Below are 25,442 nucleotides of genomic sequence, written 5' to 3' on the forward strand. Positions count from 1 at the left end.
GGGCGGCGCAGCTTCTGGGCCGCGATCACGTCCACCTCCAGGGCCGGCAGCCCTCGTTCGTCCCGCTCCCCCGCGTCGTCCCTCATCGCCCGAAGAGGGTGTGCGGGCCCCGCACGGCGGCACACCTCACTTCTCCCACTCCCCGAGAAACGTACGTCCTGTACATTTTTTACAGAGCCCGGACCGCTCCGCGACCGGAAGAAGAGAGGCGTGCCATGAACCGTCCGTCCGCCCGTTACGTCCTGCCCGAGTTCACCGAACGCACCAGCTCGGGAACGCGGACCCTCGACCCCTACTCGAAGCTCCTCGAGGAGCGGATCGTCTTCCTCGGCACCCCCATCGACGATCGCTCGGCGAACGACGTGATGGCGCAGTTCATGCACCTGGAGTACCTCGCCCCGGACCGCGATATCGCGCTCTACATCAACTCCCCGGGCGGCTCGTTCAGCGCGATGACCGCGATCTACGACACGATGCGGTTCGTCACCTGCGATGTGGAGACGACCTGCCTCGGCCAGGCCGCGTCCGCCGCCGCCGTCCTGCTCGCCGCCGGCGCCCCCGGCAAGCGGAGCGCCCTGCCCGGCGCGCGCGTGCTGATCCACCAGCCCGCCCTCGCGGAACCGGTCCAGGGCCAGGCCAGCGACCTCGCGATCCAGGCCGACGAGCTGCTGCGCACCCGGCACCTCATGGAGGAACTGCTCGTACGGCACACGGGCCAAGACCCGGAGCGGGTCACCGCGGACATCGAGCGGGACATGATCCTGGACGCGCCGGCGGCCCTGGAGTACGGGCTCGTGGACCGGATCGTCCCGAGCCGCAGGACCTCGCCCGGCGCGCGCGACCCGAGGTGAGCCGGCGATGCTGCCACCCGAGCTCCCGCCCCTGCCCGCGCTGACGCGGGCCGAGGCCGAGCTGATCGACCGCTACCTCGAAGTCGTCGACCTGCTCGGCCGGATCAATCCCGCCCGCGCCGAGCACACCTACGGCGGCCTGCGCGCCGCCCAGGCACTCGTCGGCCGGGCGACCGCGCTGCGGGACGCGCTCACGCTCATGCACCAGCGCGGCGAGAGCGAGGTGCACGCCACCACGCTCGCCGCGGCCCTGCGCGTCCTCGACGGCGAGCGGCGGGCCCGGCGGGTCACCGTCCCGCCCCCACCGACCGGCTGACCACGGCACGGACGCCCCGCGCCGCCCTCCGGAACGTCCGGGACCGGTTTGAAACGGACCAGAAGAGCTACCCCGGACGGCGTAGGGGGGCGTCCGGCGCCAGGGCCTGGAGAGTTGCGCCAGGTGTGTACAACGGCGGCGGAATGACATATTCCGATGCTGGTCGAGCGGTCGTCAGACCATGCCTCCTCAACCCTAATTCGTCGGTGTCCACCCGAACGGGTCAGTCGTGAGGAGCCTCACAAAACGCCGTTTCGGCTCGGTTTTTTCGCCCTTGTCGGGTCAAGATCCCTTCCGACGACAAGCCCCCGCCACAGCGGCGGGGCGGTCCGGGCGGACGCCGAGTCCTGCCGCCACCCGGATGACCGGTCGACATCGGTGCAACGGCAGGAGTGGAGGACCCAAGCACGGCGGGCCCGTCCGGGAAGTCCGGACGACGCCCTTGGGGTGAAGCCGCAGAGCACGACGCGGCCGGGCATCTTCGCCTGCCCGAACCCGACAGGTCATCCTTCACAGGCGGCTGACGAAGGGTTGCGCATGACTGCGCTGAATCATGTTCCGTCGCTGCTCAGCAGGACCGGTGCCGCATCGGTCCTCACGCTCGCCGTCGTAGGCGGCACCGTCGTGGCCCCCGGGCTCGCGTCGGAGGCACAGGCGGCCACACACGGGACGAAGGCGCTCAAGATCGCGGCTTCCAAGAAGGGATCTCCGTACCGCTACGGCGCCACAGGCCCCAACCGGTTCGACTGCTCGGGCCTGACGCTCTACTCGTTCAAGAAGACGGGCAAGAAGCTGCCGCGCACCGCCGCCGCGCAGTACAACAAGACCAGGCACATCTCCAAGTCCCAGCGGTCCCCCGGCGACCTGGTGTTCTTCCACTCGGGCCGGAACGTGTACCACGTCGGGATCTACGCGGGTAACGGCCGTATCTGGCACGCCCCCAAGACGGGCACGGTGGTCCGTCTCGAGAAGATCTGGTCCAAGAGCGTCTGGTACGGCCGGGTCCGCTGATCCTGCCGCGACCGGTCCGGCGCGCACCGCGTCACGCACCTTCGGGTCTCCGTGCGTGGAGCGCGCCCACCGCGTCTTCGCGGAACTGCTCGCCGTGCTCGCGGCGGTGTCCCGCGAAGACGCACCCATCACGCGAGCAGGGGCTCCAGCAGGAGGACCAGGCCCAGCACGCCGAGAGCGGTGCCGGTGACGGCCTCCACGGCACGGGCCGTGCGCGGCCTGCGCAGCCATCTGCCGAGCCGGTCCACCAGGAGTGCCACGACCGGGAACCACAGCAGTGCGAACACCACGACGATCGTCGCCAGCAACAGGGTCCTCGGCATCGCCGGGCTGCCGTCGGGCACGAACTGCGGCAGCACGCTGAGGAAGGTGATCGGCGCCTTGGGGTTCAGGGCGTTGGTGAGGAAGCCCTCGCGCAGGCCACCGGCCCGGGCCGCCGGTTCGTCCGCCAGCGCCTGCACGCCCCGCGGTCGCGCCGCCGACCGCAGCGCGCGCCAGGCGAGGTACAGCACATAGATCCCGCCCAGCACCTGGAGCCCACGGAAGAGCGTGGGCACGGCCGCGAGGACCGCGGCGACGCCCGCGACGGCCAGCGCCGTGTGCACCAGCAGCCCGCCGGCCACGCCGACCGCGCAGGCGACCCCGGCCCGCCGCGAGGCAAGGGCATTGCGTACGACGACGGCGAAATCGGCGCCCGGCATGGCGACCATGCCCGCGGCGACGCCGGTGAAGGCGACCAGTTGTGCGTCCATGGGGCCAGCCTGCCCGGACCGGGCCTTCAGCAGGTATGTGCAATATCCTGGGTCTGCCTTAAGCAGGTGTTGAGGGAGATGCCATGTACGACCCCACGCGCCTCGCCGCTCTCGTCGCCGTCTCCGAGGCGGGTTCGATCACCAGGGCCGCCGAGCGCCTCGGCTACACCGTGCCCGCGCTCTCCCAGCAACTCGCCAAACTGGAGCGGGAGGCGGGCACCGCCCTGCTCGTACGCCACCACCGCGGGGCGCGGCTGACGGGTGCGGGCGAACTCCTCGTGGGGCACGCCCGCCGGGTGCTCGACGAGATGGAGCGGGCCCGGCACGAACTGGCGCGGCTCGCCGGGCTCTCCGGGGGCCGGCTGCGCGTGGGTACGTTCCCGACGGCCGGCATCCATCTGCTGCCGCCCGTCCTGAGCGCGTTCCGCAGGGCGCACCCGGACGTGGAGCTGACGGTGACGGGCCACGAACCGCCCTCGGGTGTCGCGGCCGTGGCGGCGGGCGAGGTCGACCTGGCGCTCACCCACACCTATGAACCCGCCGACCCGGTGCCGCTGCCCGCCGCCGTCTCGGCCGAGCCGATCCTGGTCGAGGAGCTGGTCCTGGTGACCCGGCCCGGCCACGCGCTGGCGGGCGGCACCTCCCGGCTGCCGCTGGCCGAACTGGCGGGGCAGCCGCTGATCAGCATGGCGCCGGACCATCCGCCCCGGCAGGGGGTGGAGCGGGCGCTTGCCGGGGTCGGGGCGAGCCCCGCGGTACTCGTCGGGACACCCGGATACGCCCTGGTCTGCGCGCTGGTCAGCGCGGGGCTCGGGGTCGCCGTGGTGCCGGAGATGGTGGCGCGCACCGCCGCGACGCCCGTCGGCACCCGCCTGCTGGAACCGGGCGACCTGCGCCGCACGATCTCCGTGGTCCACCGCACCGACGAGTCGAGCCCCGCGGCGGACTCCTTCCGGGCGCTGCTGCGCGGGGCGTTCGGCCGCTCGGCGGGGACGGGCTGACCGGGCGCGGCGCGCCGTCGTACGGGCCGGTCGGCGAGGCCCGCGGTCAGTGGGCGGCGCCCCGCTGTCTGCGCTGGACCGGCGCCTTCCACGGCAGTGCGATCCACACGGTCTTGCCGCCCTCGTCGGTCGGACTGACCGAGAGCCTGCCACCGCACTCGGCCGTCAGCCAGCGGATGATGACCATGCCCCGGCCGTTGTCCTGCTGGACGGCCGCGGGCAGTCGCCTGGGGTAGCGGGGGTGGCTGTCGGTGACGCCGATCCGCAGCTGTTCCTCCCGGTCGAGCTCGACGTCCACGGTGAAGGTGGGCGACTGCCCCCGGGTGTGCTGCACCGCGTTCGTGGCGAGCTCGGAGACGATCAGTCTGATCGTTTCGGCCACCTCGTCGTCGCCGGGCAGCCCCCATTCGGTGAGCACCCGCAAAACGTACTTCCGGGCCGCGGAGACCGAGGCAGGATCGCTCGGCAGGGTGACGGAGGCTTCCTGAAGGTCTGCCATGGCGACGCTGTCCCTTTCCCACCGGGACCGGTCTCCGACTCGTCGCGGATGACTGGAGGACAGTCCCGAACTGGTGCTTCGCGCCAGCCTGCCACTCCTTACCTTGTCACGGGTGGCGATCCACCGAGATGTGCATATATCTGTCGCTCGAAGCGGTGAACTCTGCTACGGCAGACCGTATTTGGGCGGCACACTGGTGCTTCCTCTACTGTCGCCTACTGCCCCCGCTCTGCCGCCGGGTTGCCCGACGGCTCCACCCGGAAGGAGACGGGCATGCAGTACGGCCCCGCGGTGCGCCGCCGCCAACTCGGTGCCGAACTCCGCGCCCTGCGCACCCACGCGGGACTCACCAGCAGCCAGGCCGCGGCGAAGCTCGGCTGGCACCAGTCGAAGATCAGCAGGATCGAGACCGGCCGCAGCGGGGTGAAGGCCGCCGACGTGCGCCTGCTCCTCGAAGCGTACGAGGTGAAGGACCCCCAACTGAGCGAACTGCTCTTCGCGTTCGCCGGCGCCGACGACCCCGGCGCGGGGCGCCACCACTGGTGGAAGGCCTACCGCGATCTGCTGCCGGCCACCTACCGCGACTTCATCAGCCTGGAGTCGCAGGCCAGTTGGGTCCGCACGCTGGAGACGACGGTCGTGCCGGGACTGCTGCAGACCCCCGAGTACGCGCGCGCGGTGACCCGGGCCGCGCTCGGCGGGCTGCCGGAAGAGCAGGTGGACGCGCTGGTCGAGGTCCGGCTGGCGCGTCAGGACGTGCTGCGCGCCGATCCGCCGCTGCGCCTGAGCGTGATCCTGGACGAGGCCGTGCTGCGTCGCCCGGTGGGCGGGGACCGGGTGTTCACGGGGCAGCTGACACGGTTACAGGAGGTGGCCCTGATGCCGCATGTGCGTCTTCAGGTGCTGCCGTTCGCCGCCGGCGAGCACGTGGGTCTGATCGGACCTTTCGTTATTTTTTCATTTCCGAACATTGCTGATCTGGATGTGGTTGTTCTCGACCATTTGACGAGTAGCCTCTATCTCGAACGGAAAGAAGACCTCCAGGCGTACACGGAGGCCTTCAACTCCCTTCAGGTACAGGCGCTATCACCCGAGGACTCCACGCATTTCATCGCCGACCTCTGCGACGGCGCTAAGGAGGCACCATGACCGCAATGCCTCGGTATGTACCTTCCAGCACGACTCTTCAAGGTGCGCGGTGGCAGCGCAGCAGCTACAGCAACGGAATGAACAACTGCGTCGAGACGGCCACGCTCGACTCGGGTCCGCTGACCGGCCTGCGCGCCGTGCGTGACTCGAAGAACATCGCAGGGCCCGCCCTGCTTCTCTCCCCCGGCCCCTGGGAGTCGTTCCTCAACAGCATCCGGTGAGCAGAGCCCGGCCCACACCGGGCCCGGCACGCTTCATCGGGGTGCGCTGCGGCTGATCACTCGTACGGCATCGGCGATCTGTGCGCCGGTGAGATCCGCGCGGGCGGTCAGCCGCAGCCGTGAGATGCCGTCGGGCACCGACGGCGGCCGGAAGCAGCCGACTGCCAGGCCCTCGGCCCGGCAGTCGGCCGCCCAGCGCACGGCAAGCTCGGGTGATGGCGCGCGCACGGAGACGACGGCGGCGTCGGGACGTACCGCCGCGAGGCCCTCTGCCGTCAGACGACGGTGCAGTTCGGCGGCGACCTCGCGGGCCCGCGCCGCCCGTTCGGGTTCGCGGCGCAGCAGGCGCAAGGAGGTGAGCGCGGCCCCCACCGCGGCGGGCGCGAGGCCCGTGTCGAAGATGAAGGTGCGGGCCGCGTTCACCAGATGGGCGATGACCTCGGCGGGGCCGAGCACGGCGCCTCCCTGGCTGCCCAGGGACTTGGAGAGGGTCAGGGTGACCACGGTGTCGGGCGCGCCCGCGAGCCCGGCGGCGTACGGAGCGCCCCGGCCGCCGTCGCCGAGCACCCCGAGCCCATGGGCGTCGTCGATCACCAGTCCGGCGCCGGACTCCCGGCAGGCCGAGGCCAGTTCGGCCAGCGGGGCCATGTCGCCGTCCACCGAGAACACCGAGTCGGAGACCACGATCGCGGGCCCGTCGTGGGCGTCCAGCGTCTTGCGGACCGCTTCGGGGTCGGCGTGGGGCGCCACCTGCGTGGTCCCGCGCGCGAGCCGGCAGCCGTCGATGAGGGACGCGTGGTTGCCCGCGTCGGAGACGATCAGCGAGCCGTGCGGAGCGAGCGCGGTGACGGCGGCGAGGTTCGCCGCGTAGCCGGAGGAGAACACAAGCGCCGCCTCGAAACCGCAGAACTCGGCGAGCTCCCGCTCCAGTTCGGCGTGGAGTTCGGTGGTGCCGGTCACCAGCCGGGAGCCGGTGGCACCGCCGCCCCACCGGCGCGCGGCGGCGGCCGCGCCCTCGGTGACCTCGGGGTGCCGGGTCAGGCCGAGGTAGTCGTTGCCCGCCAGATCCAGGAGGGCGTCGGCGGCGGGGCGCGGGCGCAGGGTGCGGACGAGTCCGGCGGCGGCGCGCAGCCGTGCCTGCTCGTCGATCCACCCGAAGGGCGAGGGGGGAACGGAGGATGCGTCCGATGCGCCCGTCGCGGGGTGCCTGTTTGTAGACATTGCACAGACCCTAGCCGTCCTGCCACCTGGCCAGGGTGTGGCAATACCCACACGTCAAACCGGTTCTGTTGTGCGAACCCTCCTTGGCCGGGGAGGCTGCCGTGCGTAAGGATCAGCGCCATGGACCTGCTGAACACGCTGGTGGACAAGGGGCTTCGGCGCGAACTGCCGACCCGTGAAGAGGCGCTGGCCGTCCTGGCCACCTCCGACGACGATCTCCTGGACGTAGTGGCTGCCGCCGGAAAGGTACGGCGGCAGTGGTTCGGGCGACGGGTGAAACTCAACTATCTGGTCAACCTCAAGTCGGGCCTGTGCCCGGAGGACTGCTCGTACTGTTCACAGCGACTCGGCTCCAAGGCCGAGATCCTCAAGTACACCTGGCTCAAGCCCGACGAGGCCTCGCAGGCCGCCGCGGCCGGCATCGCCGGCGGCGCCAAGCGGGTCTGCCTCGTGGCGAGCGGCCGCGGCCCCACCGACCGCGACGTCGACCGGGTCGCGCGGACCATCGAGGCGGTCAAGGAGCAGAACGAGGGCGTCGAGGTGTGCGCGTGCCTCGGGCTGCTCTCGGACGGGCAGGCGGAGCGCCTGAAGGGCGCGGGCGCGGACGCGTACAACCACAACCTCAATACGTCCGAGGCGACGTACGGGGACATCACCAAGACGCATACGTACGCCGATCGCGTCGACACCGTCCAGAAGGCGCACGCGGCGGGCCTTTCCGCGTGTTCGGGGCTGATCGCCGGCATGGGAGAGAGCGACGAGGACCTGGTCGACGTCGTGTACGCCCTGCGCGAGCTCGACGCCGACTCGGTGCCGGTGAACTTCCTGATCCCCTTCGAGGGGACGCCGCTGGCCAAGGAGTGGAACCTCACGCCACAGCGCTGCCTGCGGATCCTCGCGATGGCCCGCTTCGTCTGCCCGGACGTCGAGGTGCGCATCGCGGGCGGCCGCGAGGTCCATCTGCGCTCGTTGCAGCCGCTCGCCCTGAACATCGCCAACTCGATCTTCCTGGGCGACTACCTGACCAGCGAGGGGCAGGCCGGCAAGGCCGACCTCGACATGATCGCGGACGCCGGTTTCGAGGTCGAGGGCGCGGACCAGGTGACACTGCCGCAGCACCGCGTGGACGCCGCCGCGGGCTGCGGCTCGCACGACGCGGGTGCCGCCGGCTGCGGCTCGCACGACGCGGACGCCGCCGGCTGCGGCTCGCACGGCGGGGGCGGCTGCGGCCCCTGCGGCAGCGGTGAGCCCGTGGCCGACGCCCCCGCCGGGCCGAACGAGGCGCGCACGGACCTGGTGGCGGTGCGCCGCCGGGGCGCGGGAACGGACCTGGCCCCCAATGCCTGACCTGTCCACGGCCGACCTGCTCGCGCTCGACCGGCAGCACGTCTGGCACCCCTACGGCCCGATGCCGGGCCGCCAGGAGCCCCTGGTCGTGGAGTCCGCGAGCGGCGTCCGCATGCGCCTCGCGGACGGGACCGAGCTGATCGACGGCATGTCGTCCTGGTGGTCGGCGATCCACGGCTACAACCACCCCGTCCTGAACGACGCGGTGCGCGGCCAGCTGGACCGCATGAGCCACGTCATGTTCGGCGGGCTCACGCACGAGCCCGCCGTCCGGCTCTCGAAGCAGCTCGTCGACCTGACGCCCGAGGGCCTGGAGCACGTCTTCCTCTGCGACTCCGGCTCCGTCTCGGTCGAGGTCGCGCTCAAGATGTGCCTGCAGTACTGGCGTTCGCTGGGCCGGCCGGAGAAGCAGCGCGTGCTGACCTGGCGCGGCGGCTACCACGGCGACACCTGGCAGCCGATGGCGGTCTGCGACCCCAAGGGGGGCATGCACGAGCTCTGGCAGGGTGTGCTGCCGCGCCAGGTGTTCGCGGACGCCCCGCCCACCGCGTACGAAGAGGCGTACGCGACGCATCTGCACGACGTCATCGGGCGCCACGCGCACGAACTGGCGGCCGTGATCGTCGAGCCGGTGGTGCAGGGCGCGGGCGGCATGCGCTTCCACTCCCCCGAGTACCTGCGGGTGCTCAGGGAGGCGTGCGACGCCCATGACGTGCTGCTCGTCCTCGACGAGATCGCGACGGGCTTCGGCCGGACGGGCGCGCTGTTCGCGGCGGACCACGCGGGCGTCACGCCGGACGTGATGTGCCTGGGCAAGTCGCTGACCGGCGGCTATCTGACGATGGCGGCGACGCTGTGCACGCCGCGCGTCGCGGACGGCATCTCGCAGGGCGAGGTGCCGGTCCTGGCCCACGGGCCGACGTTCATGGCCAACCCGCTGGCTGCCTCGGTCGCGAGCGCCTCGATCGACCTGCTGCTCGGGCAGGACTGGCAGACCGAGGTCAAGCGCATCGAGGCGGGCCTGCGGGACGGTCTGGCCGAGGCCGCCGGCCTCGGCACGGTCCGGGACGTCCGCGTCCTCGGGGCGATCGGGGTGGTCCAGCTGGACCACCCGGTGGACATGGAGGCGGCGACGCGCGCGGCGGTGCGGGAGGGCGTGTGGGTACGGCCGTTCCGCGACCTCATCTACACGATGCCGCCGTTCATCACGGGCGACGACGACGTCGCGCGGATCACGCGCGCGGTGTGCGCCGCGGCGAAGGAGGGCTGACATGCCGGTGATCGTGGTGTCCGGTACGGGCACGGAGATCGGCAAGACGGTGACGACCGCCGCGGTGGCCGCCGTCGCGCTCGCCGCGGGGCGCAGTGTCGCGGTGCTCAAGCCCGCGCAGACCGGGGTCGCCCCCGGCGAGCCGGGCGACGCGCAGGAGGTGGTCCGGCTGGCGGGCGAGGGCATGACCACGCGTGAACTCGCCCGGTTCCCCGAGCCGCTGGCGCCCGACACGGCCGCGCGCCGGGCCGGTCTCCCGCAGATCGGACCGCGGGACGTGGCCGAGGCTGCGCAGGAACTGGCGACGGAGCACGACCTGGTCCTGGTCGAGGGCGCGGGCGGCCTGCTCGTCCGGCTCGACGACGCCGGCGGCACGCTGGCGGACGCGGCGCGGCTGCTCGACGCGCCCGTCCTGGTGGTCACGACGGCGGGCCTCGGCACGCTCAACACGACGACGCTGACCAGGGAGGCGCTCCAGGCCCGCGGCGTGGCCCAGCTGGGCGTCGTCGTCGGCAGCTGGCCGAGCGCGCCGGACCTGGCGTCCCGCTGCAACCTCACGGATCTGCCGAAGGCGGCGGGCGGGCGTCTGCTGGGCGCCGTTCCCCAGGGGGCGGGCGCGCTGCCGGGAGCCGACTTCCGCGCGGCGGCGGGGAGTTGGCTGGGTCCCGAGCTGGGCGGCACCTGGGACGCGGTGTCCTTCGCGGACCGGGAGGCTCCCGGGGTCCTGGGCGGCTGAGCACGTGCCGCCGGTCCGTCATCCGGCGGACCGGCGGCACACTCGCTCGCGTGCGCAGGAGGGGAACGGCCTCCACCGGGGAACCATTGCGGTATCAACCCGCTCCGCCGAGGAGGGTTCATGTCACCGCGCTCCGCCAGGCCGGCGCACAGGGACGCCGTCCACCACCCTGTCTTCGCCCGGGTCTACGCACGTCACAGTGTGTCCGCCGAGCCCGTGGTCGCCCCTCTTCGCAAGGAACTGCTCGCCGGGCTCGCCGGCCGGGTGATCGAGGTGGGAGCGGGCAACGGCCTGAACTTCGCGCACTATCCGCGCGGGGTCGCCGAGGTCGTGGCGATCGAACCGGAGCGGCTGCTGCGGCGGTTGGCCGCGTCCGCGGCGCTGCGCGCGGACGTGCCCGTCGACGTGGTGCCGGGCGCCGCCGAGGCGCTGCCCGTCAAGAGCGAGGCGTTCGACGCGGCCGTCGCCTCCCTCGTGCTGTGCAGCGTGCGCGATGTGCCGCGGGCGCTCGGCGAGCTGCGCCGGGTGCTGCGGCCCGGCGGCGAGCTGCGGTTCTTCGAGCACGAGCGGGCGCCGGGCGCCGTGATGGCGGCCACCCAGCGGGTCCTGGACCGCACGGTGTGGCCGCCGCTGTGCGGCGGCTGCCATGTCGCGCGGGACCCGCTGGGCTCGCTGCGGGCGGCGGGGTTCGAGGTCGGCGCGTTCCGGCGGCTCCTCGTGCCTCCGAAGGGGCCGCGGCTGCCGTCCTCGTACTGCGTGATCGGCACGGCACGGCGTCCGGACACCGACTGAGGGACGCGGACGCAGATCTTCCGGATCAGATCCTCTGGGGTCGGATCCGCTGGATTCAGATCTTCTGGGTGAGGTTGACCGCGTTGCCGTCCGGGTCCTTGATGTGCGCGACGCGCTCGCCCCACGGCATGTCGTTCGGGCGGCCGAGGACGGTGCCGTGCAGGGCCTCGACGCGGGTGAGCAGGTCGTCCACGTTCTCGACGCGCACGCTCAGGAGCATCCGCTGCGGGGTGCCGGTCTCCACGTCGGCGTCCGCGACGATGCCGAGGTCCGCGCCGCCGATCCGCAGCAGCGTGAAGAACACCGCGCCGTCCTTCGGATAACGCTCGGTCACCTCGGCGCCGAGCAGATCGCGGTAGAAGGACAGCAGACGCGCGACGTCGGGGGTGACGAGCATCGGCTGGATGGTGGACGGCATGGGCGGTCTCCTCCGGCGGACGAGGTGGCGTGGGCCGGTGGGCCCGCGCTTGGTCGTCCTGATGACCGCGCCGACGGCCCCGACTCATCGCTCGGGCTCGAAGACGCAGGTCACGTCCCGGCGCGGCGGCCGTGTCCGGCTCCGTCACAGACTCCACAGCCGCAGCTGGTCCGCGATGGCGTGCACGCTCGCGCCGTCCTCCTTGACCAGGCGTGCGAGGTCACGGACTTGCTCGGGCGAGGTGACGACCTTCAGGCCGCTGGAGACGAGATAGGCGTAGGCGACGGAGGAGGCGAAGAGCGCGTTCGAACGCTCCAGCGCGGGGATGTGGAGGAGGACCTGAAGGAGCGCCGCCGCCCGGTCGTGCGGGGTCTCGTAGACGGGTACGCCGAAGATCTCCGCCTCATGTCTGCTGACGGCGGCCACGAGCGCGCCCCAGTCGGTGACCTGGGGGTCTCCGGGAGTCTTGTGTTCGGCGATCATGAGGAGCCAGGCAAGATCGATTCTGAGGTCCAACGCTCAGCGACGGCCTTCTCGCTCGACACCGAACTCCTCGGCGAAGACCGACTCGTACTGCTTCATGAAGTCGGCGGCCGCCTCGACGAACGTATGCCCGACTTCGCCCGCGTCCTGTCTGACGAGCTCTTCGATGTAGCGGTTCACGCTCATGCCCCGGGCCAGGGCGCGCTCCCGCGCGGCCCGGGCGGTGTCCTCGTCCACCCGCACGTTCAGCTGAGTCTTCGCCATACCGTCAAGCTAGCGCCGAGGCGCTAGCACGACAAGGGCGCCGGGATCCTGCCCCTTACACCGGTCTCCGGGGCCCGACCTCTGAGGGATACCGGACCCCCGGTGGGCCCCACTACTCTCGGCGGACATACGGGAGTCGGAACGGCCACAACCCAGGAGGCGGCCTTGTCCACACCTGCATCGGCACCGTTCACGGGTCACGCGGAGCCCGCGGGGAGCGCCGCGCGCGCCCGCGGCCTCACCAAGGCGTACGGCTCCGGCGAGACGACCGTGCTCGCCCTCGACTCGGTCGACGTGGACATCGCGCGCGGGCGCTTCACCGCCGTGATGGGCCCCTCCGGTTCGGGGAAGTCGACCCTGATGCACTGCCTGGCCGGGCTCGACGGCGTCTCCGCGGGCCAGGTGTGGCTCGGGGACACGGAGATCACGGGCCTCAAGGAGCGCGAGCTGACCCGGCTGCGGCGCGACCGCATCGGTTTCATGTTCCAGTCCTTCAACCTCATCCCCACGCTCAACGCCCTGGAGAACATCACGCTCCCCATGGACATCGCCGGGCAGCGGCCCGACGCCGCCTGGCTGGAGCACGTGATCGACACCCTGGGCCTGCGGGACCGCCTCAAGCACCGCCCGGCGCAGCTGTCCGGCGGGCAGCAGCAGCGGGTGGCCTGCGCGCGGGCGCTGGCCGCCAGGCCCGAGCTGATCTTCGCCGACGAACCGACGGGCAACCTCGACTCGCGGGCCGGTCTCGAGGTCCTCGGCTTCCTGCGCGACGCGGTCGACCAGCTCGGCCAGACCGTCGTCATGGTGACCCACGACCCCGGCGCGGCCGCCCACGCCGACCTGGTCCTCTTCCTCGGCGACGGACGGATCGTGGACGAGATGGCGAGTCCGACGGCCGACGCGGTGCTCGAACGCATGAAGCGCTTCGACGCCCTGCACGCGGTGCCGCCCGCGCCGGGATCGGGCCCGCCCGGCGGCCCCGCGTCCGGCCACGGCGCCACCGAGCAGAGCTGACCGGGGGGCGCCGTGCTGAAGGCGACGCTCAGGAGCTTTCTCGCACACAAGGGCCGGCTCGTCCTCTCCGCGCTCGCCGTCGTCCTCTCGGTCGCGTTCGTCGCGGGCAGCCTGATCTTCTCGGACACGGTGAACCGCACGTTCGACCGGCTCTTCGCCTCGACCTCCGCCGATGTGACGGTCGCGCCGGAGGAGGACCTCGACGAGGCGGTGCCCTCGGGGCAGACGCCGACGGTGCCCGCGAGCCTGCGGGACCGCGTGGCGAGGGTGGACGGAGTGGCGGACGCGCACCTCGACGTGTCCGTCGACAACGCCGTCGTCGTCGACAGCGACAACAAGTCGGTGGGACCCACGACCGGCGCGCCCACCGTCGCCACGAACTGGTACCTCACGGACCGCAGTCCGGTGAAGCTCACCTCCGGCCACGCCCCGCGCCGCGCGGGCCAGGCCGTGCTCGACGCGGACACCGCCGACAAGAAGAACGTGGAGATCGGCGACACCCTCACCATCCAGGCGCGCCCCGGCTCGTTCGAGGTCCGGGTCGTCGGCATCGCCACGTTCACGACGACGAACCCCGGCGCCGCCCTCGTCTACCTGGACACCCGGGCGGCCCAGCGCGGGCTCCTCGGCTCGACGAAAGAGGCGACGAGCATCTCCGTGACGGCCGCCGACGGGGTGAGCGACACGGCGCTCAAGCACCGCATCGCGGCCTCGCTGGGCTCCGGCTACAAGCTGGAGACCGCCGGCGAGCAGGCGAAGTCGGCGGCCGAGCAGTTCGGCAGCTTCCTGGACGTCATCAAGTACGTGATGCTCGGCTTCGCCGGGATCGCCGTCCTCGTCGGCATCTTCCTCATCGTCAACACCTTCTCGATGCTGATCGCGCAGCGCACCCGGGAGCTGGGCCTGCTGCGCGCGCTCGGCGCCGACCGCAAGCAGGTGCGCCGCTCGGTGCTCACCGAGGCGCTGCTGCTCGGTCTGGTCGGCTCGACCCTGGGGCTGGCTCTCGGCATCGGTCTGGCGCTCGGCCTGATCGCGCTGATGGGCGTGTTCGGGATGAACCTGAAGTCAACGGAGATGGTGATCGGCTGGGTGACGCCCGTCGCCTCGTACGTCGTCGGCGTGGGCGTCACGTTCGTCGCGGCGTATCTCCCGGCGCGCCGGGCCGCGCAGGTCTCACCGATGGCGGCGCTCGCCGACGCGGAAGTGGCCGGTGTGGGAAAGCCGTTGACGGTGCGGGCCGTGGTGGGCTCGGCGGTCGCGGTGGCCGGTGCCGCGGCGCTGGTGGGCTGCGCGCTGGCGGACACGACCTCGTCCGCGGCGTCCTTCCTGGGGCTCGGCGTCGTCCTCACGCTCGTCGCCACCGTGGTCGCCGGGCCGCTCCTGGTGCGTCCGGTGATCCGGGTGCTCGGGGGTGCGTTCCCCGCCGTCTTCGGCTCGGTCGGCCGGATGAGCCAGCGCAACGCGCTGCGCAACCCGCGCCGCACGGGCGCCACCGCCGCGGCCCTCATGGTGGGGCTCGCGCTGGTCGGAGGGCTCTCGGTGGCGAGCGCGTCGATGACCAAGTCGTTCGACCGGCAGATCGACAAGACCCTCGGCGCGGACTTCGTCGTGCAGAACAGCAACTTCATGCCGTTCTCACCGGAGGTCACCAAGAAGGTCGAGGACACCGAGGGCGCGGGCCTCGTCGTACGCCAGCGCTTCACCCCGATCGAGCTGACGCTGCCTGACGGCAGGAACGTCAAGTCGACGGCGGCGGGCTACGACCGGCAGCTCGACGACGTCGCCAACCTGACGTACGCGCAAGGAAGTTCACGTGCCGCACTGGCGCCCGGGCACATCGGGATGGACAAGGACTTCGCGACGAAGCACAAGGTGCGCGCGGGCGACACGCTGCCCGCGACGTTCCCCGGCGGGCGCACCGCGGAGCTGACCGTCGGCGCGCTCACCGACCAGGACTCCCCCGAGGGCTTCGGCGTCGAGGGCGGGCTCTTCCTGGGCTTCCGCACGATCGAGAAGTACGTGCCGGGCGGGCAGGACTCCGCGCTGTACGTCAACGCGGCCTCGGGCACGGACGCGGACACCCTGCGCGCGAACCTGGAGAAGACCCTCGACCCGTATCCGCAGGTGCAGGTGCGCGACCAGGCCGACTACAAGGAGCTGGTCCGCCAGCAGATCGCCGTGATGCTCTATCTCGTCTACGCGCTGCTCGGCCTGGCGATCGTCATCGCGGTGCTCGGCGTGGTCAACACCCTCGCCCTGTCGGTGGTGGAGCGCACCCGGGAGATCGGGCTGCTGCGCGCCATCGGGCTCGGGCGGCGTCAGCTGCGGCGCATGATCCGTCTGGAGTCGGTGGTGATCGCGGTGTTCGGCGCGGTGCTCGGTCTCGCGCTCGGGCTGATCTGGGGCGTCGCCGTGCAGCGGGTCCTGGCGCTTCAGGGCATGAAGGAGCTGGCGTTCCCGTGGACGACCATCGTCGCGGTGGTGATCGGCTCGGTGCTCGTGGGCCTCGCGGCGGCGCTGCTCCCCGCACTGCGGGCGTCCCGCATGAACGTGCTGGCGGCGATCGCGCACGAGTGAGGAGCCGGCCGGGACGGCCTCACGTACAAGACCGTCACGCCCGGCCGGACCGCGTCCACCCCACAGGAGGAGAGTTCATGGCCCGCCCCTTCCGTTTCGGCGTCACCATGATGACGCCCACGACCGGCGACGAATGGCGCGCGAAGTGCCGCAAGGCCGAGGCCCTCGGCTACGACGTCATCCTGGTCGCCGACCACCTCGGCATGCCCGCGCCGTTCCCCTCCCTCGTCGCCGCGGCCGAGGCCACCGAGCGCCCCCGGGTCGGCACCTTCGTCCTCAACACCGCCTTCTGGAACCCCACGCTCCTCGCGCGCGAGGTGGCCACCACGGACGCGCTCACGGGCGGCCGCCTCGAACTGGGCCTCGGTACCGGCTACGTCAGGGCCGAGCACGACCGGGCCGGTCTGCCCTGGGACTCGCCCGGTGACCGCGTGGCCCACCTGCGGCGCACGGTCGAGGAGCTGGACGGACTGCTCGGCTCCGAGGAGCACGTGCCCCGGCCCGTGCAGCGCCCGCGCCCGCCGCTGCTGATCGGCGGCAACGGCGACCGCATGCTGGAACTGACCGCCGCGCACGCCGACATCGCGGCCTTCACCGGCACGCGGACGACCCCCAGGGACGGCAGCGGCACCCTGTCCCTCCTGCCGGCCGAAGACCTGGCCGAGCGTGTCGACACCTACCGCCGTTACGCCGCGACCCGGGCCGCACCGGCGGAGCTGAACATCCTGCTCCAGCGGGTCGAGGTGGCCCGGGACCGCCGCGCGGCCGTCCGCCCCGGCCTCCCCCTGGTCCCCCACCTCACCGAGGACCAGGCGCTGGACCTGCCCACTCTGCTGATCGGCACGGTCCGGCAGATGGCGGAGCAACTGCGGGCCCAGCGCGAGCGGTTCGGCTTCTCCTACGTCACCGTCCTGGAGGCGGCCATGGAGACGTTCGGCCCGGTGATCGAGGAACTGAGCGGCAGCTGAGCGACCCCACGGGCGCACGCCGACAGGCACGGGCCCACGTCCGCATCCTGAAATCCCCGCGCACCGCGCGACGGCCCGGTGATGGGATGGCCCCATGGACGATCCACGGATACGGACAGCCACTCCCGACGATCTCGACGCGGTACTCGCCTTCTGGAAGGTGGCCGCCGAGGGCACGAGCATCAGCGACGACCGCTCCGGCGTGGAGCGGCTCGTCGCCCGCGACCCCGAGGCGCTGATCCTCGCCGAGCGCTCGGGCGAGCTGGCCGGCACGGTCATCGCGGGCTTCGACGGCTGGCGCTGCCACCTCTACCGTCTCGCCGTCCACCCCGACCACCGCCGCCGGGGCGTGGGCTCGGCGCTGCTCACGGCAGCCGAGGAGCGTTTCGTACGGCTCGGCGGGCGCCGCGGCGACGCGATGGTCCTGGACCGCAACGACCTCGCCCACCACACCTGGCGCGCGGCGGGCTACGCTCCCGAACCGCAGTGGAGCCGCTGGGTCAAGCCCCTGGTGGACTGACCGGAACCGATCCAGGTACTGGTACCGGTGTCGGTGCCCGGGTCCGCATCCGGACCCGGTCGGGCATCGCCTCCGGTGTCCGGGCCGGCCGGTCACGACACCAGTTCGAGCGGCTTTGCTGGTCCTTTAACATGGACACACCACTCGTATCCAACGGAAAGGTGTGAGCGTCCGCCCATGGGCGAGCCTCCCAGTACCCGACATCGCGCATTCCTCCCGGCCCTGGCCGATCATGGGACGGAGGTGACCCGATGACCGAAGTGCTCCTGCTCCTCGTGGCGGTGCTGCTCTCCCTGGCCTGCGGCGTCTTCGTCGCGGCGGAGTTCTCGCTCACGACGGTCGAGCGCAGCGAACTCGAACGGGCCGTCGAGCGCGGCGAGCGCGGCGCCGCCGGCGCCCTCAAGGCGGTCAAGAACCTCACCTTCCAGCTCTCCGGCGCCCAGCTCGGCATCACCGTCACCAACCTGGTGGTCGGCATGCTCTCCGAGCCGTCCATCGCCAAGCTGATCGCGGGCCCGCTGGGCGACCTCGGGGTGCCGCGCTCGGCGGCCTCCTCGATCGCCCTGGTCATCGGCACCGCCCTGTCGACGGTCTTCCTCATGGTCGTCGGCGAGCTGGTCCCCAAGAACTGGGCGATCTCCTCGCCGCTGGCCGTCGCCAAGCGGGTGGCGACGCCGCAGCGTCTGTTCAGCGCCGCGTTCCGCCCGTTCATCGCCCACCTCAACAACACCGCGAACCGCTCCGTACGACGGTTCGGCATGGAGCCCGCCGAGGAGCTCGCCTCCGCGCGCGGCCCCAAGGAGCTGGTCGCCCTGGCCCGCCACTCCGCCAAGGAGGGCGCCCTGGAGGCGGACACCGCCGAGCTGTTCGTACGCACGCTCAACCTCGCGGACCTCACCGCGGAGAACGTGATGACCCCGCGCGTCCAGGTCATGGCCCTCGACGTGCACGCCACCTGCGAGGACGTCGCGAACGCCACCCGCGCGACCGGTCTCTCCCGCTTCCCCGTCTACCGCGGCAACCTCGACACGGTCGTCGGCGTCGCCCACATCAAGGACGTCCTCGCCGTGCCCGCCGACCGCAGGCCGCGCGTGTCCGTGGCCGAGCTGATGCGCGAGCCGCTCCTCGTACCGGAGTCGCTGACCGTCGACCGGCTCCTGGACCGGCTCTCCGGCAAGCGCACGATGGCCGTCGTCATCGACGAGTACGGCGGCACCGCCGGTGTCGCCACCCTGGAGGACATCGTCGAGGAGGTCGTCGGCGAGGTGCGGGACGAGCACGACCCGCACGAGACGCCCGACATCGCCGCCGCGGGCACCGACGACGACGGCCGGACCCTCTACTCCGCCGACGGCGCGGCGCGCACCGACCAGCTCGCGCGGGTCGGCCTGCGCACGCCCGACGGCCCCTACGAGACGCTCGCCGGACTCGTCGCCACGGAGCTCGGCCGCATCCCGGCCGTCGGCGACACCGTCGAGGTGGGCGGCTGGCGGCTCGACGTCGTCGACGCCGCCGGGCGCCGCGCCGCCCGCGTGCTGCTGCACGCCCCGAAGGACGACGGCCACGAGGAGGACGCCCGATGATCGCCATCCAGCTCCTGATCGGTCTGGCGACGCTCGTCGTCAACGCCTTCTTCGTGGGCGCCGAGTTCGCGCTCATCTCCGTACGCCGCAGCCAGATAGAGCCGTACGCGGAGGAGGGCGACCGGCGGGCCAAGAGCGTGCTGTGGGGCCTGCAGCACGTGTCGGCGCTGCTCGCGGCGGCGCAGCTCGGCATCACGCTGTGCACCCTCGTCCTCGGCATCGTCGCGGAGCCGGCCATCGCGCATCTCCTGGAGCCGGTGTTCGACGGGGTCGGGGTGCCGCACGGCCTCGTCCACCCGATCTCGTTCGTCATCGCGCTGACGCTGGCGACGTATCTGCACATGCTGCTCGGCGAGATGATCCCGAAGAACATCGCGCTCGCCGAGCCCGTGCGCCTGGCGCTGCTGCTCGGTCCGCCGCTGGTGACGCTCGCGCGGGCGCTGCGTCCGGTGATCTTCGCGATCAACGCGTTCGCCAACGGCCTGCTGAAGCTGTTGCGCGTGGAGGCGAAGGACGAGGTGTCGGCGAGCTTCTCCGACGACGAGCTCGCCCGCATGGTCAAGGACTCCTCGGACGCGGGCCTGATCGACGACCGCGCGCAGGAGCGGCTGCACGACGCGCTGGAGCTGGGCCGCCGCCCGGTCAGGGACGTGGTCCTGCCGCTGGAGGACGTCGTCTACGCGCGCGTGGGCGTCACTCCGGAGAAGCTGGAGCAGCTGTCGGCCGAGTCCGGGTTCTCCCGTTTCCCCGTGGTCGACGACGGCCGTCGCATCGTCGGCTATCTGCACGTCAAGGACGCGCTGGACCGGGCTCCGCGCGATCTGCCGTTCCGGGTGCCGGACATGCGCAAGATCGCCCAGGTCCGCGAGACCACGCCTCTGGACGACGTGCTGACCGCCATGCGCGGCAGCCGGACGCACGTCGCGGCGGTGCTGGGCTCGGACGGCAGGCTCGCCGGGATGGTCACGATGGAGGACGTCCTGAGGGAGCTGTTCGGCCAGCCGGTGTGATCCGGGCACGGCCGCGGCTACCGCGTCGAGGGGCCGGGGCGAACCGTCACAGGACGGGTTCGCCCCGGCCCTTCGTGGTGGGGCGCTCGGTGAGGCCGGGGCCCTTCGCCCCGGCCTCCGAGGCGCCGATCGCCGTCAGGACCGCGAGGAGCGCGGCCAGGCCCGCCGTCGCGAGGGCGGCGCCCCACGGGACGTCCAGAAGGCTGGTGGCGCCCGCCACCAGGACGGCGGCCAGCGACTGCGCGAAGGTGCGGATCGCACGCTCCGCCGTGGCCTTCCAGAAGGCTGCGGTCCACATGGCGGGCTCGCTCTCTCGTGACGACGACGTGTCTATGACATACCGCCGTCACGCCCCGCTGCCCAGGTCCGCGGCGCCGCCCGCGCGGGCGGCTCAGACCGCGGCGGCCCGGGCCGCCGTGTCGGCGGTCAGAAGCGCCACCTCGTCCAGGACAGCAGTGGTCTGGTCCACCAGCTCGTCCGTGGCGACGAAGCGGCCGTCCGGGCCGACGCGGTCCTCGATGCCGGGGATCGACAGGGTCGTGGCCGCGGGCCGCAGACCCACCCGGCCGAGGACCGGCTGGATCATCTCCAGGGCCGGGGCGCCGCCGGTGGGGCCCGCGCTGTAGCTGATCAGGCCCACGGGCTTGTCCTGCCACTCCCGGTAGAGGAAGTCGATCGCGTTCTTCAGGGGCGCGGTGAAGCCGCCGTTGTACATCGGCATCACGAACACGAAGCTGTCGGCGGCGTCGACGGTCGCGCTCCACGCCTTGGTGTGCTCGTGGACGTAGCGCCCGTGGGAGGGGTATTCGGGTTCGTCGAGGAAGGGCAGTGCGACCTCACCGAGATCGACCAGCGTGGTGTCGAACTCCGGACGCGCGGCGGCGAGTTCGGCGACCCAGGCGGCCAGCGGACGACCAGCGGAGGTGGGGCGGGTGCTGGCGGAGACGACGTGCAGTCGAGGCATCGTGCTGATCCTTTGCGTGAAGTCGTGAAGTCGTGGAGACGTGCGTACGTGGATGTATCGGGGTCCGGCCGGGCCGGGGCCGCGTCACCCCGGGCCGCGCCGACGTCGAGGGCCGTCGAGAAGCGCCGTATCGCCGGCCGGGCGAGCGGTCCGATCGTCGCGGCGAACGGCGAACAACACCGTGCCGACACCGACTTCTCCAGTTAGTTGACGTGTCACTCATCAAGGTAGGACCCCGGTGAGTGACATGTCAACGAAACCTTCGCTACGGTGGTCACGTGACCGAGGAACCCCGCTGGCTGACCGACCGCGAACAGCGCGCATGGCAGGCCTACCGCCGCATGTCCCTGCTGCTCGACGCCGAGGTGTCACGCGACCTCGCGCGCCGGAGCGGACTCTCCGACCCCGACTACGACGTGCTGTCCACCTTGAGCGCCGCCCCCGAACACCGCCGCCGCGTCAGCGAGCTCGCCGAGCGCATGCTGTGGTCCCGCAGCCGCCTCTCCCACCATCTGACGCGCATGCAGCAGCGCGGACTCGTCGAGCGCGAGGGGTGCGAGCGCGACGGGCGCGGAGCGGTGGTCGCGCTGACCGAGGAGGGGCTGCGCACGCTGGAGGCGGCGGCCCCGCCGCACGTGGCGTCCGTGCGCGAGAACTTCGTCGATCTGCTCTCCCCCGCACAGATCGAGGCGTTCGCCGAGATCGGCGAGACGGTGGCGGCCCATCTCACCGGCCGGAACACCTGCGAGCGCTCCTCGAGGCGGGCGGGCTGACCGCACGGGAATCCCACCCGCACGACCCGCCCCGGCGGGATACGATCGCTTCCGCCATGCAGATGAATGCCAACTACACCAGTCTCGTCGCGGTCGGCGACTCCTTCACCGAGGGCATGTCGGACCTGCTGCCCGACGGCAGCTACCGCGGCTGGGCCGACGTGCTCGCCGGCCGGATGGCGGCGCAGACCCCCGGCTTCCGCTACGCGAACCTCGCGGTGCGGGGCAAGCTCATCGGCCAGATCGTCGCCGAGCAGGTCGACGCGGCCGCCGCGATGCAGGCCGACGTGGTCACGCTGGTGGGCGGGCTCAACGACACGCTGCGCCCCAAGTGCGACATGGGACGGCTGCTCGGACTGCTCGACGAGGCCGTCGAGCGCCTCGCCCCGTCCTGCAAGCAGCTCGTCCTGATGCGCAGCCCGGGGCGCAACGGCCCGGTGCTCCAGCGGTTCCGCCCGCGCATGGAGGAGCTCTTCGCCCACATCGACGACCTGGCGGCGCGGCACGACGCGGTGGTCGTGGACCTGTACGGCGCCCCCGCGCTCGCCGACCAGCGCATGTGGGACGTGGACCGGCTGCACCTGACCGCCGAGGGGCACCGCAGGGTCGCCGAGGCCGTCTGGCAGGCGCTCGGCAACGAGCCGCAGGACGACTGGCGCAGCCCGCTGCCGCCCACGGTCCCGCCGCACTGGGTGGCCCGCCGGGTCGCCGACGCCCGGTTCGCCAAGCAGCACCTCGCCCCCTGGATCGGCCGCCGCCTCACCGGCCGCTCCTCCGGCGACGGCCGCCCGCCCAAGCGCCCCGACCTGCTGCCCTACGACGGCCCGCTGCCCTAGCGGCACCGGCCCGGCCGCTCCGGCCGGGCGCCACGCCCGCTCTCGTAGCTTCCGACGAACGGGGGCGTGGCGCTGGCCTGCATGAATGCCCAGTAGAATCCGTACACGTGACTGCTGCGCCTGCAAAGCCCCGTATCCCGAACGTCCTCGCCGGACGTTATGCCTCCGCCGAGCTCGCGACCCTCTGGTCGCCCGAGCAGAAGGTGAAGCTGGAGCGTCAGCTCTGGCTCGCCGTGCTGCGCGCGCAGAAGGACCTCGGGATCGAGGTTCCGGACGCCGCCATCGCCGACTACGAGCGCGTGCTCGACCAGGTCGACCTGGCCTCGATCGCCGAGCGCGAGAAGGTCACGCGCCACGACGTGAAGGCCCGCATCGAGGAGTTCAACGCCCTCGCCGGGCACGAGCACGTCCACAAGGGCATGACCTCGCGCGACCTGACCGAGAACGTGGAGCAGCTGCAGATCCGGCTCTCCCTGGAGCTGATCCGCTCCCGCACCGTCGCGGTCCTCGCCCGGCTCGGCCGTCTCGCCGGTGAGTACGCCGAGCTGGTCATGGCGGGCCGCTCCCACAACGTCGCCGCACAGGCGACGACGCTGGGCAAGCGCTTCGCGACCGGCGCCGACGAGCTCCTCGTCGCCTACCGCCGCCTCGACGAGCTGATCGACCGCTACCCGCTGCGCGGCATCAAGGGCCCGGTCGGCACCGCCCAGGACATGCTGGACCTGCTCGGCGGCGACGCCGACAAGCTGACCGAGCTGGAGGACCGCATCGCCGGTCACCTCGGCTTCGACCGCGCGTTCACCTCGGTCGGCCAGGTCTACCCGCGCTCCCTCGACTACGACGTCGTGACCGCCCTGGTGCAGGTCGCGGCCGCGCCCTCCTCGCTCGCCAAGACGATCCGCCTCATGGCCGGCCACGAGCTGGTCACCGAGGGCTTCAAGCCGGGCCAGGTCGGCTCGTCGGCGATGCCGCACAAGATGAACACCCGCTCCTGCGAGCGCGTCAACGGCCTCACCGTCATCCTGCGCGGCTACGCCTCGATGACCGGTGAGCTGGCGGGCGACCAGTGGAACGAGGGCGACGTCTCCTGCTCGGTCGTGCGCCGGGTGGCCCTGCCCGACGCGTTCTTCGCGCTCGACGGCCTGCTGGAGACCTTCCTGACCGTGCTCGACGAGTTCGGCGCCTTCCCGGCGGTCGTCGCGCGCGAGCTGGACCGCTACCTCCCCTTCCTCGCCACCACCAAGGTCCTGATGGCCTCGGTGCGCGCGGGCGTCGGCCGCGAGGAGGCCCACGAGGCCATCAAGGAGAACGCCGTCGCCTCCGCGCTCGCCATGCGCGAGCAGGGCGCCGAGCGCAACGAACTGCTCGACAAGCTCGCCGCGGACACCCGGATCCCGCTGGACCGCGCGCAGCTGGACGAGCTGATGGCCGACAAGCTGTCGTTCACCGGCGCCGCGAGCGACCAGGTCGGCGTCGTCGTCGCCCAGATCGAGGCGCTCCTCAAGGAGCACCCCGAGGCCGCGGCGTACACGCCGGGCGCGATCCTCTAGCGACATCCGGCCGGCGGGACCGGTCACGACGGCCCCGGGGCTTCCCGCCCCGGGGTCGTCGCGTGTTCTGCATCGGACTACAGCCCGACGTCCCTGCTGCGGAAGTCCTCCAGAGATTCGCGGCGGACCAGCAGCCTGGCGTGCCCGTCGACCACCGCGGCCACGGGCGGGCGGCCCACGAGGTTGTACCCGGAGGCCATGGACAGGTGGTACGCCCCGGCGACCGGCACGCCCAGCAGGTCTCCCGGACGTACGTCGCCGGGCAGCGGGACGTCCGAGGCCAGGACGTCGCCGGCCTCGCAGTGCCGTCCGACGACCGTCACCGGCGCGGGCTCGGCCGTGGAGTGCCGGCCGACCAGGCGGGGGACGTACCGCACGCCGTAGAGGGCCGGGCGCGGGTTGTCGCTCATGCCCCCGTCCACGGCCACGAAGGTCCGCTCGCCGGACCGCTTGACCGCGAGGACGCGGTAGAGCGCCACGCCGGCCGGGCCCGCGACGGCGCGCCCCGGCTCCACGATCAGGCGGGGCACGGTCAGGCCCGCCGCCGCACAGCTCTCGATCAGCTCGGCCCGCACCTTGCGGGCGAGGGAGGCGATGTCGAGCGCCTCCTCACCGGGGCGGTACGCGATGCCGTGGCCGCCGCCGAGGTCCAGCTCCGGCAGGGTGACGCCGTACTGCTCCTTGATCCGCGCCATCAGCCCCACCATGCGCCGCACGGCACACAGGAACGGCTTCTCCGTGGTGATCTGCGAGCCGAGGTGGCAGTGCAGGCCCACGAGTTCGAGGGACGGCTGGCCGAGGATGCGGGCGACGGCGTGCTGGGCGGAGCCGTCCGTGATGGACAGGCCGAACTTCTGGTCGTCGGTGCCCGTCCTGATCTTGGCGTGTCCGCCGGCCGCGATGCCGGGCACCACGCGCACCATCACCTTCTGCCGGCTGCCCGACGGCACGGCCGCGGACAGGCGGGCGATCTCCGAGGCGCTGTCGATCACGATGCGGCCGACCCCGAGCCGCAGCGCGGCCCGCAGGTCGTGCGGGCTCTTGGCGTTGCCGTGCAGCACGATGCGCTCCGCGGGGAAGCCCGTGGTCACGGCGAGCTCCAGCTCACCGGCCGAGCAGACGTCGAGGCCCAGGCCCTCCTCGTCCATCCAGTGCGCCATCGCACGGCACAGGAACGCCTTGGCGGCGTAGTGGACCTCGGCCTCGGGGAAGGCCCGCAGGTAGGCGCGGCAGCGTGCGCGTACGTCGGCTTCGTCGATGACGTACGTGGGGGTGCCGAAGCGGTCGGCGATCTCGGTCAGCGGCACACCGCCGAC

28 protein-coding genes and 1 riboswitch are annotated in these 25,442 nt (G+C 72.2%); of the genes, 19 read left to right on the plus strand and 9 right to left on the minus strand.

Annotated elements, in window-relative coordinates; translation table 11 throughout:
* The first annotated feature begins 215 nt into the window (after positions 1–215).
* The 3 genes from AOK22_RS14285 (at position 216) to AOK22_RS14295 (ending at position 2,178) form a co-directional block, all read left to right on the plus strand.
* Complete coding sequence (locus tag AOK22_RS14285; protein WP_055699011.1) at positions 216–851, plus strand: ATP-dependent Clp protease proteolytic subunit; 636 nt, start codon at positions 216–218, stop codon at positions 849–851.
* Between the two features lie 7 nt (positions 852–858).
* On the plus strand, positions 859–1,167 hold the full coding sequence (locus AOK22_RS14290; protein ID WP_055699012.1) for a hypothetical protein: 309 nt from the start codon (positions 859–861) through the stop codon (positions 1,165–1,167).
* A 357-nt stretch (positions 1,168–1,524) separates the two neighbouring features.
* A riboswitch (cyclic di-AMP (ydaO/yuaA leader) is annotated at positions 1,525–1,701 on the plus strand.
* A gap of 3 nt (positions 1,702–1,704) precedes the next feature.
* Positions 1,705–2,178: a C40 family peptidase gene (locus AOK22_RS14295; RefSeq protein WP_055699013.1), complete on the plus strand. Its 474-nt coding sequence runs from the start codon at positions 1,705–1,707 to the stop codon at positions 2,176–2,178.
* Positions 2,179–2,306: 128 nt separating this feature from the next.
* Here the strand turns inward: AOK22_RS14295 and AOK22_RS14300 are convergent, their stop codons facing one another.
* Entirely contained in the window at positions 2,307–2,930 is a 624-nt protein-coding gene (locus AOK22_RS14300; RefSeq protein WP_055699014.1) for a LysE family translocator, read from the minus strand.
* 83 nt (positions 2,931–3,013) lie between these two features.
* On the opposite strand from AOK22_RS14300, the gene AOK22_RS14305 reads away from it, so the two are divergent.
* Complete coding sequence (locus AOK22_RS14305; RefSeq protein ID WP_055699015.1) at positions 3,014–3,931, plus strand: LysR family transcriptional regulator; 918 nt, start codon at positions 3,014–3,016, stop codon at positions 3,929–3,931.
* 46 nt (positions 3,932–3,977) lie between these two features.
* Here AOK22_RS14305 and AOK22_RS14310 read toward each other — a convergent pair whose 3' ends face one another.
* Positions 3,978–4,430 carry an ATP-binding protein gene (locus AOK22_RS14310; RefSeq protein WP_055699016.1) on the minus strand — a complete coding sequence of 151 codons (453 nt, stop codon included), beginning with the start codon at positions 4,428–4,430 and terminating at the stop codon, positions 3,978–3,980.
* Positions 4,431–4,703: 273 nt separating this feature from the next.
* Here AOK22_RS14310 and AOK22_RS14315 point away from each other — a divergent pair, with 273 nt between their 5' ends.
* On the plus strand, positions 4,704–5,579 hold the full coding sequence (locus tag AOK22_RS14315; RefSeq protein WP_055699017.1) for a helix-turn-helix domain-containing protein: 876 nt from the start codon (positions 4,704–4,706) through the stop codon (positions 5,577–5,579).
* Complete coding sequence (locus AOK22_RS14320) at positions 5,576–5,800, plus strand: DUF397 domain-containing protein (RefSeq protein WP_055699018.1); 225 nt, start codon at positions 5,576–5,578, stop codon at positions 5,798–5,800. The genes AOK22_RS14315 and AOK22_RS14320 overlap by 4 nt, the downstream gene beginning before the upstream one ends.
* A 33-nt stretch (positions 5,801–5,833) precedes the next feature.
* Here AOK22_RS14320 and AOK22_RS14325 read toward each other — a convergent pair whose 3' ends face one another.
* A complete protein-coding gene (locus tag AOK22_RS14325; RefSeq protein WP_079036561.1) occupies positions 5,834–7,021 on the minus strand; it encodes an 8-amino-7-oxononanoate synthase in 1,188 nt (395 codons plus the stop codon).
* A 120-nt stretch (positions 7,022–7,141) separates the two neighbouring features.
* On the opposite strand from AOK22_RS14325, the gene bioB reads away from it, so the two are divergent.
* The 4 genes from bioB (at position 7,142) to AOK22_RS14345 (ending at position 11,166) form a co-directional block, all read left to right on the plus strand.
* On the plus strand, positions 7,142–8,368 hold the full coding sequence (gene bioB / locus AOK22_RS14330; RefSeq protein ID WP_055699019.1) for a biotin synthase BioB: 1,227 nt from the start codon (positions 7,142–7,144) through the stop codon (positions 8,366–8,368).
* The gene (locus AOK22_RS14335) at positions 8,361–9,638 is read left to right on the plus strand and encodes an adenosylmethionine--8-amino-7-oxononanoate transaminase (RefSeq protein ID WP_055699020.1); all 1,278 of its coding nucleotides are present in this window, start codon (positions 8,361–8,363) and stop codon (positions 9,636–9,638) included. The genes bioB and AOK22_RS14335 overlap by 8 nt, the downstream gene beginning before the upstream one ends.
* Position 9,639: 1 nt before the next feature.
* Entirely contained in the window at positions 9,640–10,374 is a 735-nt protein-coding gene (gene bioD / locus AOK22_RS14340; RefSeq protein WP_055699021.1) for a dethiobiotin synthase, read from the plus strand.
* 120 nt (positions 10,375–10,494) lie between these two features.
* Positions 10,495–11,166 (plus strand): class I SAM-dependent methyltransferase, encoded by a 672-nt coding sequence (locus tag AOK22_RS14345; RefSeq protein ID WP_055699022.1) that lies wholly within the window; start codon positions 10,495–10,497, stop codon positions 11,164–11,166.
* A 55-nt stretch (positions 11,167–11,221) separates the two neighbouring features.
* On the opposite strand, the gene AOK22_RS14350 is transcribed toward AOK22_RS14345, so the two are convergent.
* The 3 genes from AOK22_RS14350 to AOK22_RS14360 form a co-directional block, all read right to left on the minus strand.
* Positions 11,222–11,584, minus strand: a complete 363-nt coding sequence (locus AOK22_RS14350) for a VOC family protein (RefSeq protein WP_055699023.1) — start codon at positions 11,582–11,584, stop codon at positions 11,222–11,224.
* A gap of 144 nt (positions 11,585–11,728) precedes the next feature.
* A complete protein-coding gene (locus AOK22_RS14355) occupies positions 11,729–12,067 on the minus strand; it encodes a fic family toxin-antitoxin system, toxin component (protein ID WP_079036563.1) in 339 nt (112 codons plus the stop codon).
* A gap of 36 nt (positions 12,068–12,103) precedes the next feature.
* Positions 12,104–12,331 carry an antitoxin gene (locus tag AOK22_RS14360; RefSeq protein WP_055699025.1) on the minus strand — a complete coding sequence of 76 codons (228 nt, stop codon included), beginning with the start codon at positions 12,329–12,331 and terminating at the stop codon, positions 12,104–12,106.
* Between the two features lie 165 nt (positions 12,332–12,496).
* On the opposite strand from AOK22_RS14360, the gene AOK22_RS14365 reads away from it, so the two are divergent.
* The 6 genes from AOK22_RS14365 to AOK22_RS14390 all read left to right on the plus strand — a co-directional run bounded on the left by AOK22_RS14365 (position 12,497) and on the right by AOK22_RS14390 (position 20,003).
* Entirely contained in the window at positions 12,497–13,345 is an 849-nt protein-coding gene (locus AOK22_RS14365) for an ABC transporter ATP-binding protein (protein WP_055699026.1), read from the plus strand.
* 12 nt (positions 13,346–13,357) lie between these two features.
* Positions 13,358–15,922: an ABC transporter permease gene (locus AOK22_RS14370; protein ID WP_055699027.1), complete on the plus strand. Its 2,565-nt coding sequence runs from the start codon at positions 13,358–13,360 to the stop codon at positions 15,920–15,922.
* Between the two features lie 77 nt (positions 15,923–15,999).
* On the plus strand, positions 16,000–16,890 hold the full coding sequence (locus AOK22_RS14375) for a TIGR03621 family F420-dependent LLM class oxidoreductase (RefSeq protein WP_055699028.1): 891 nt from the start codon (positions 16,000–16,002) through the stop codon (positions 16,888–16,890).
* 94 nt (positions 16,891–16,984) lie between these two features.
* Positions 16,985–17,410 (plus strand): GNAT family N-acetyltransferase, encoded by a 426-nt coding sequence (locus AOK22_RS14380; protein WP_055699029.1) that lies wholly within the window; start codon positions 16,985–16,987, stop codon positions 17,408–17,410.
* Between the two features lie 251 nt (positions 17,411–17,661).
* Complete coding sequence (locus AOK22_RS14385) at positions 17,662–18,993, plus strand: hemolysin family protein (protein WP_055699030.1); 1,332 nt, start codon at positions 17,662–17,664, stop codon at positions 18,991–18,993.
* Positions 18,990–20,003 carry a hemolysin family protein gene (locus tag AOK22_RS14390; protein ID WP_055699031.1) on the plus strand — a complete coding sequence of 338 codons (1,014 nt, stop codon included), beginning with the start codon at positions 18,990–18,992 and terminating at the stop codon, positions 20,001–20,003. Before AOK22_RS14385 ends, AOK22_RS14390 begins: the two co-directional genes overlap by 4 nt.
* A gap of 46 nt (positions 20,004–20,049) precedes the next feature.
* On the opposite strand, the gene AOK22_RS14395 is transcribed toward AOK22_RS14390, so the two are convergent.
* Both AOK22_RS14395 and AOK22_RS14400 read right to left on the minus strand, forming a co-directional pair.
* On the minus strand, positions 20,050–20,301 hold the full coding sequence (locus tag AOK22_RS14395) for a holin (protein ID WP_055699032.1): 252 nt from the start codon (positions 20,299–20,301) through the stop codon (positions 20,050–20,052).
* 93 nt (positions 20,302–20,394) lie between these two features.
* A complete protein-coding gene (locus AOK22_RS14400) occupies positions 20,395–20,967 on the minus strand; it encodes an NADPH-dependent FMN reductase (protein ID WP_055699033.1) in 573 nt (190 codons plus the stop codon).
* A 278-nt stretch (positions 20,968–21,245) separates the two neighbouring features.
* Between AOK22_RS14400 and AOK22_RS14405 the strand changes: the two genes are divergently transcribed.
* The 3 genes from AOK22_RS14405 to purB all read left to right on the plus strand — a co-directional run bounded on the left by AOK22_RS14405 (position 21,246) and on the right by purB (position 24,126).
* The gene (locus tag AOK22_RS14405) at positions 21,246–21,740 is read left to right on the plus strand and encodes a MarR family winged helix-turn-helix transcriptional regulator (RefSeq protein ID WP_341845568.1); all 495 of its coding nucleotides are present in this window, start codon (positions 21,246–21,248) and stop codon (positions 21,738–21,740) included.
* Between the two features lie 56 nt (positions 21,741–21,796).
* Positions 21,797–22,576: an SGNH/GDSL hydrolase family protein gene (locus tag AOK22_RS14410; protein WP_055699034.1), complete on the plus strand. Its 780-nt coding sequence runs from the start codon at positions 21,797–21,799 to the stop codon at positions 22,574–22,576.
* 107 nt (positions 22,577–22,683) lie between these two features.
* Positions 22,684–24,126 (plus strand): adenylosuccinate lyase, encoded by a 1,443-nt coding sequence (gene purB, locus AOK22_RS14415; protein WP_055699035.1) that lies wholly within the window; start codon positions 22,684–22,686, stop codon positions 24,124–24,126.
* Positions 24,127–24,203: 77 nt separating this feature from the next.
* On the opposite strand, the gene lysA is transcribed toward purB, so the two are convergent.
* A partial coding sequence (lysA, locus tag AOK22_RS14420) for a diaminopimelate decarboxylase (protein WP_055699038.1) occupies positions 24,204–25,442 on the minus strand: 1,239 nt, incomplete at its 5' end.

The organism is Streptomyces silaceus, assembly GCF_001419745.1.
Classification (GTDB): Bacteria; Actinomycetota; Actinomycetes; order Streptomycetales; family Streptomycetaceae; genus Streptomyces; species Streptomyces silaceus.

Coding starts and splice junctions, on each gene's coding strand:
- AOK22_RS14285 (WP_055699011.1), top strand. CDS start 216: ATGAACCGTCCGTCCGCCCGTTACGTCCTGCCCGAGTTCACCGAACGC.
- AOK22_RS14290 (WP_055699012.1), top strand. CDS start 859: ATGCTGCCACCCGAGCTCCCGCCCCTGCCCGCGCTGACGCGGGCCGAG.
- AOK22_RS14295 (WP_055699013.1), top strand. CDS start 1,705: ATGACTGCGCTGAATCATGTTCCGTCGCTGCTCAGCAGGACCGGTGCC.
- AOK22_RS14300 (WP_055699014.1), bottom strand. CDS start 2,930: ATGGACGCACAACTGGTCGCCTTCACCGGCGTCGCCGCGGGCATGGTC.
- AOK22_RS14305 (WP_055699015.1), top strand. CDS start 3,014: ATGTACGACCCCACGCGCCTCGCCGCTCTCGTCGCCGTCTCCGAGGCG.
- AOK22_RS14310 (WP_055699016.1), bottom strand. CDS start 4,430: ATGGCAGACCTTCAGGAAGCCTCCGTCACCCTGCCGAGCGATCCTGCC.
- AOK22_RS14315 (WP_055699017.1), top strand. CDS start 4,704: ATGCAGTACGGCCCCGCGGTGCGCCGCCGCCAACTCGGTGCCGAACTC.
- AOK22_RS14320 (WP_055699018.1), top strand. CDS start 5,576: ATGACCGCAATGCCTCGGTATGTACCTTCCAGCACGACTCTTCAAGGT.
- AOK22_RS14325 (WP_079036561.1), bottom strand. CDS start 7,021: ATGTCTACAAACAGGCACCCCGCGACGGGCGCATCGGACGCATCCTCC.
- bioB (WP_055699019.1), top strand. CDS start 7,142: ATGGACCTGCTGAACACGCTGGTGGACAAGGGGCTTCGGCGCGAACTG.
- AOK22_RS14335 (WP_055699020.1), top strand. CDS start 8,361: ATGCCTGACCTGTCCACGGCCGACCTGCTCGCGCTCGACCGGCAGCAC.
- bioD (WP_055699021.1), top strand. CDS start 9,640: ATGCCGGTGATCGTGGTGTCCGGTACGGGCACGGAGATCGGCAAGACG.
- AOK22_RS14345 (WP_055699022.1), top strand. CDS start 10,495: ATGTCACCGCGCTCCGCCAGGCCGGCGCACAGGGACGCCGTCCACCAC.
- AOK22_RS14350 (WP_055699023.1), bottom strand. CDS start 11,584: ATGCCGTCCACCATCCAGCCGATGCTCGTCACCCCCGACGTCGCGCGT.
- AOK22_RS14355 (WP_079036563.1), bottom strand. CDS start 12,067: ATGATCGCCGAACACAAGACTCCCGGAGACCCCCAGGTCACCGACTGG.
- AOK22_RS14360 (WP_055699025.1), bottom strand. CDS start 12,331: ATGGCGAAGACTCAGCTGAACGTGCGGGTGGACGAGGACACCGCCCGG.
- AOK22_RS14375 (WP_055699028.1), top strand. CDS start 16,000: ATGGCCCGCCCCTTCCGTTTCGGCGTCACCATGATGACGCCCACGACC.
- AOK22_RS14380 (WP_055699029.1), top strand. CDS start 16,985: ATGGACGATCCACGGATACGGACAGCCACTCCCGACGATCTCGACGCG.
- AOK22_RS14385 (WP_055699030.1), top strand. CDS start 17,662: ATGACCGAAGTGCTCCTGCTCCTCGTGGCGGTGCTGCTCTCCCTGGCC.
- AOK22_RS14390 (WP_055699031.1), top strand. CDS start 18,990: ATGATCGCCATCCAGCTCCTGATCGGTCTGGCGACGCTCGTCGTCAAC.
- AOK22_RS14395 (WP_055699032.1), bottom strand. CDS start 20,301: ATGTGGACCGCAGCCTTCTGGAAGGCCACGGCGGAGCGTGCGATCCGC.
- AOK22_RS14400 (WP_055699033.1), bottom strand. CDS start 20,967: ATGCCTCGACTGCACGTCGTCTCCGCCAGCACCCGCCCCACCTCCGCT.
- AOK22_RS14410 (WP_055699034.1), top strand. CDS start 21,797: ATGCAGATGAATGCCAACTACACCAGTCTCGTCGCGGTCGGCGACTCC.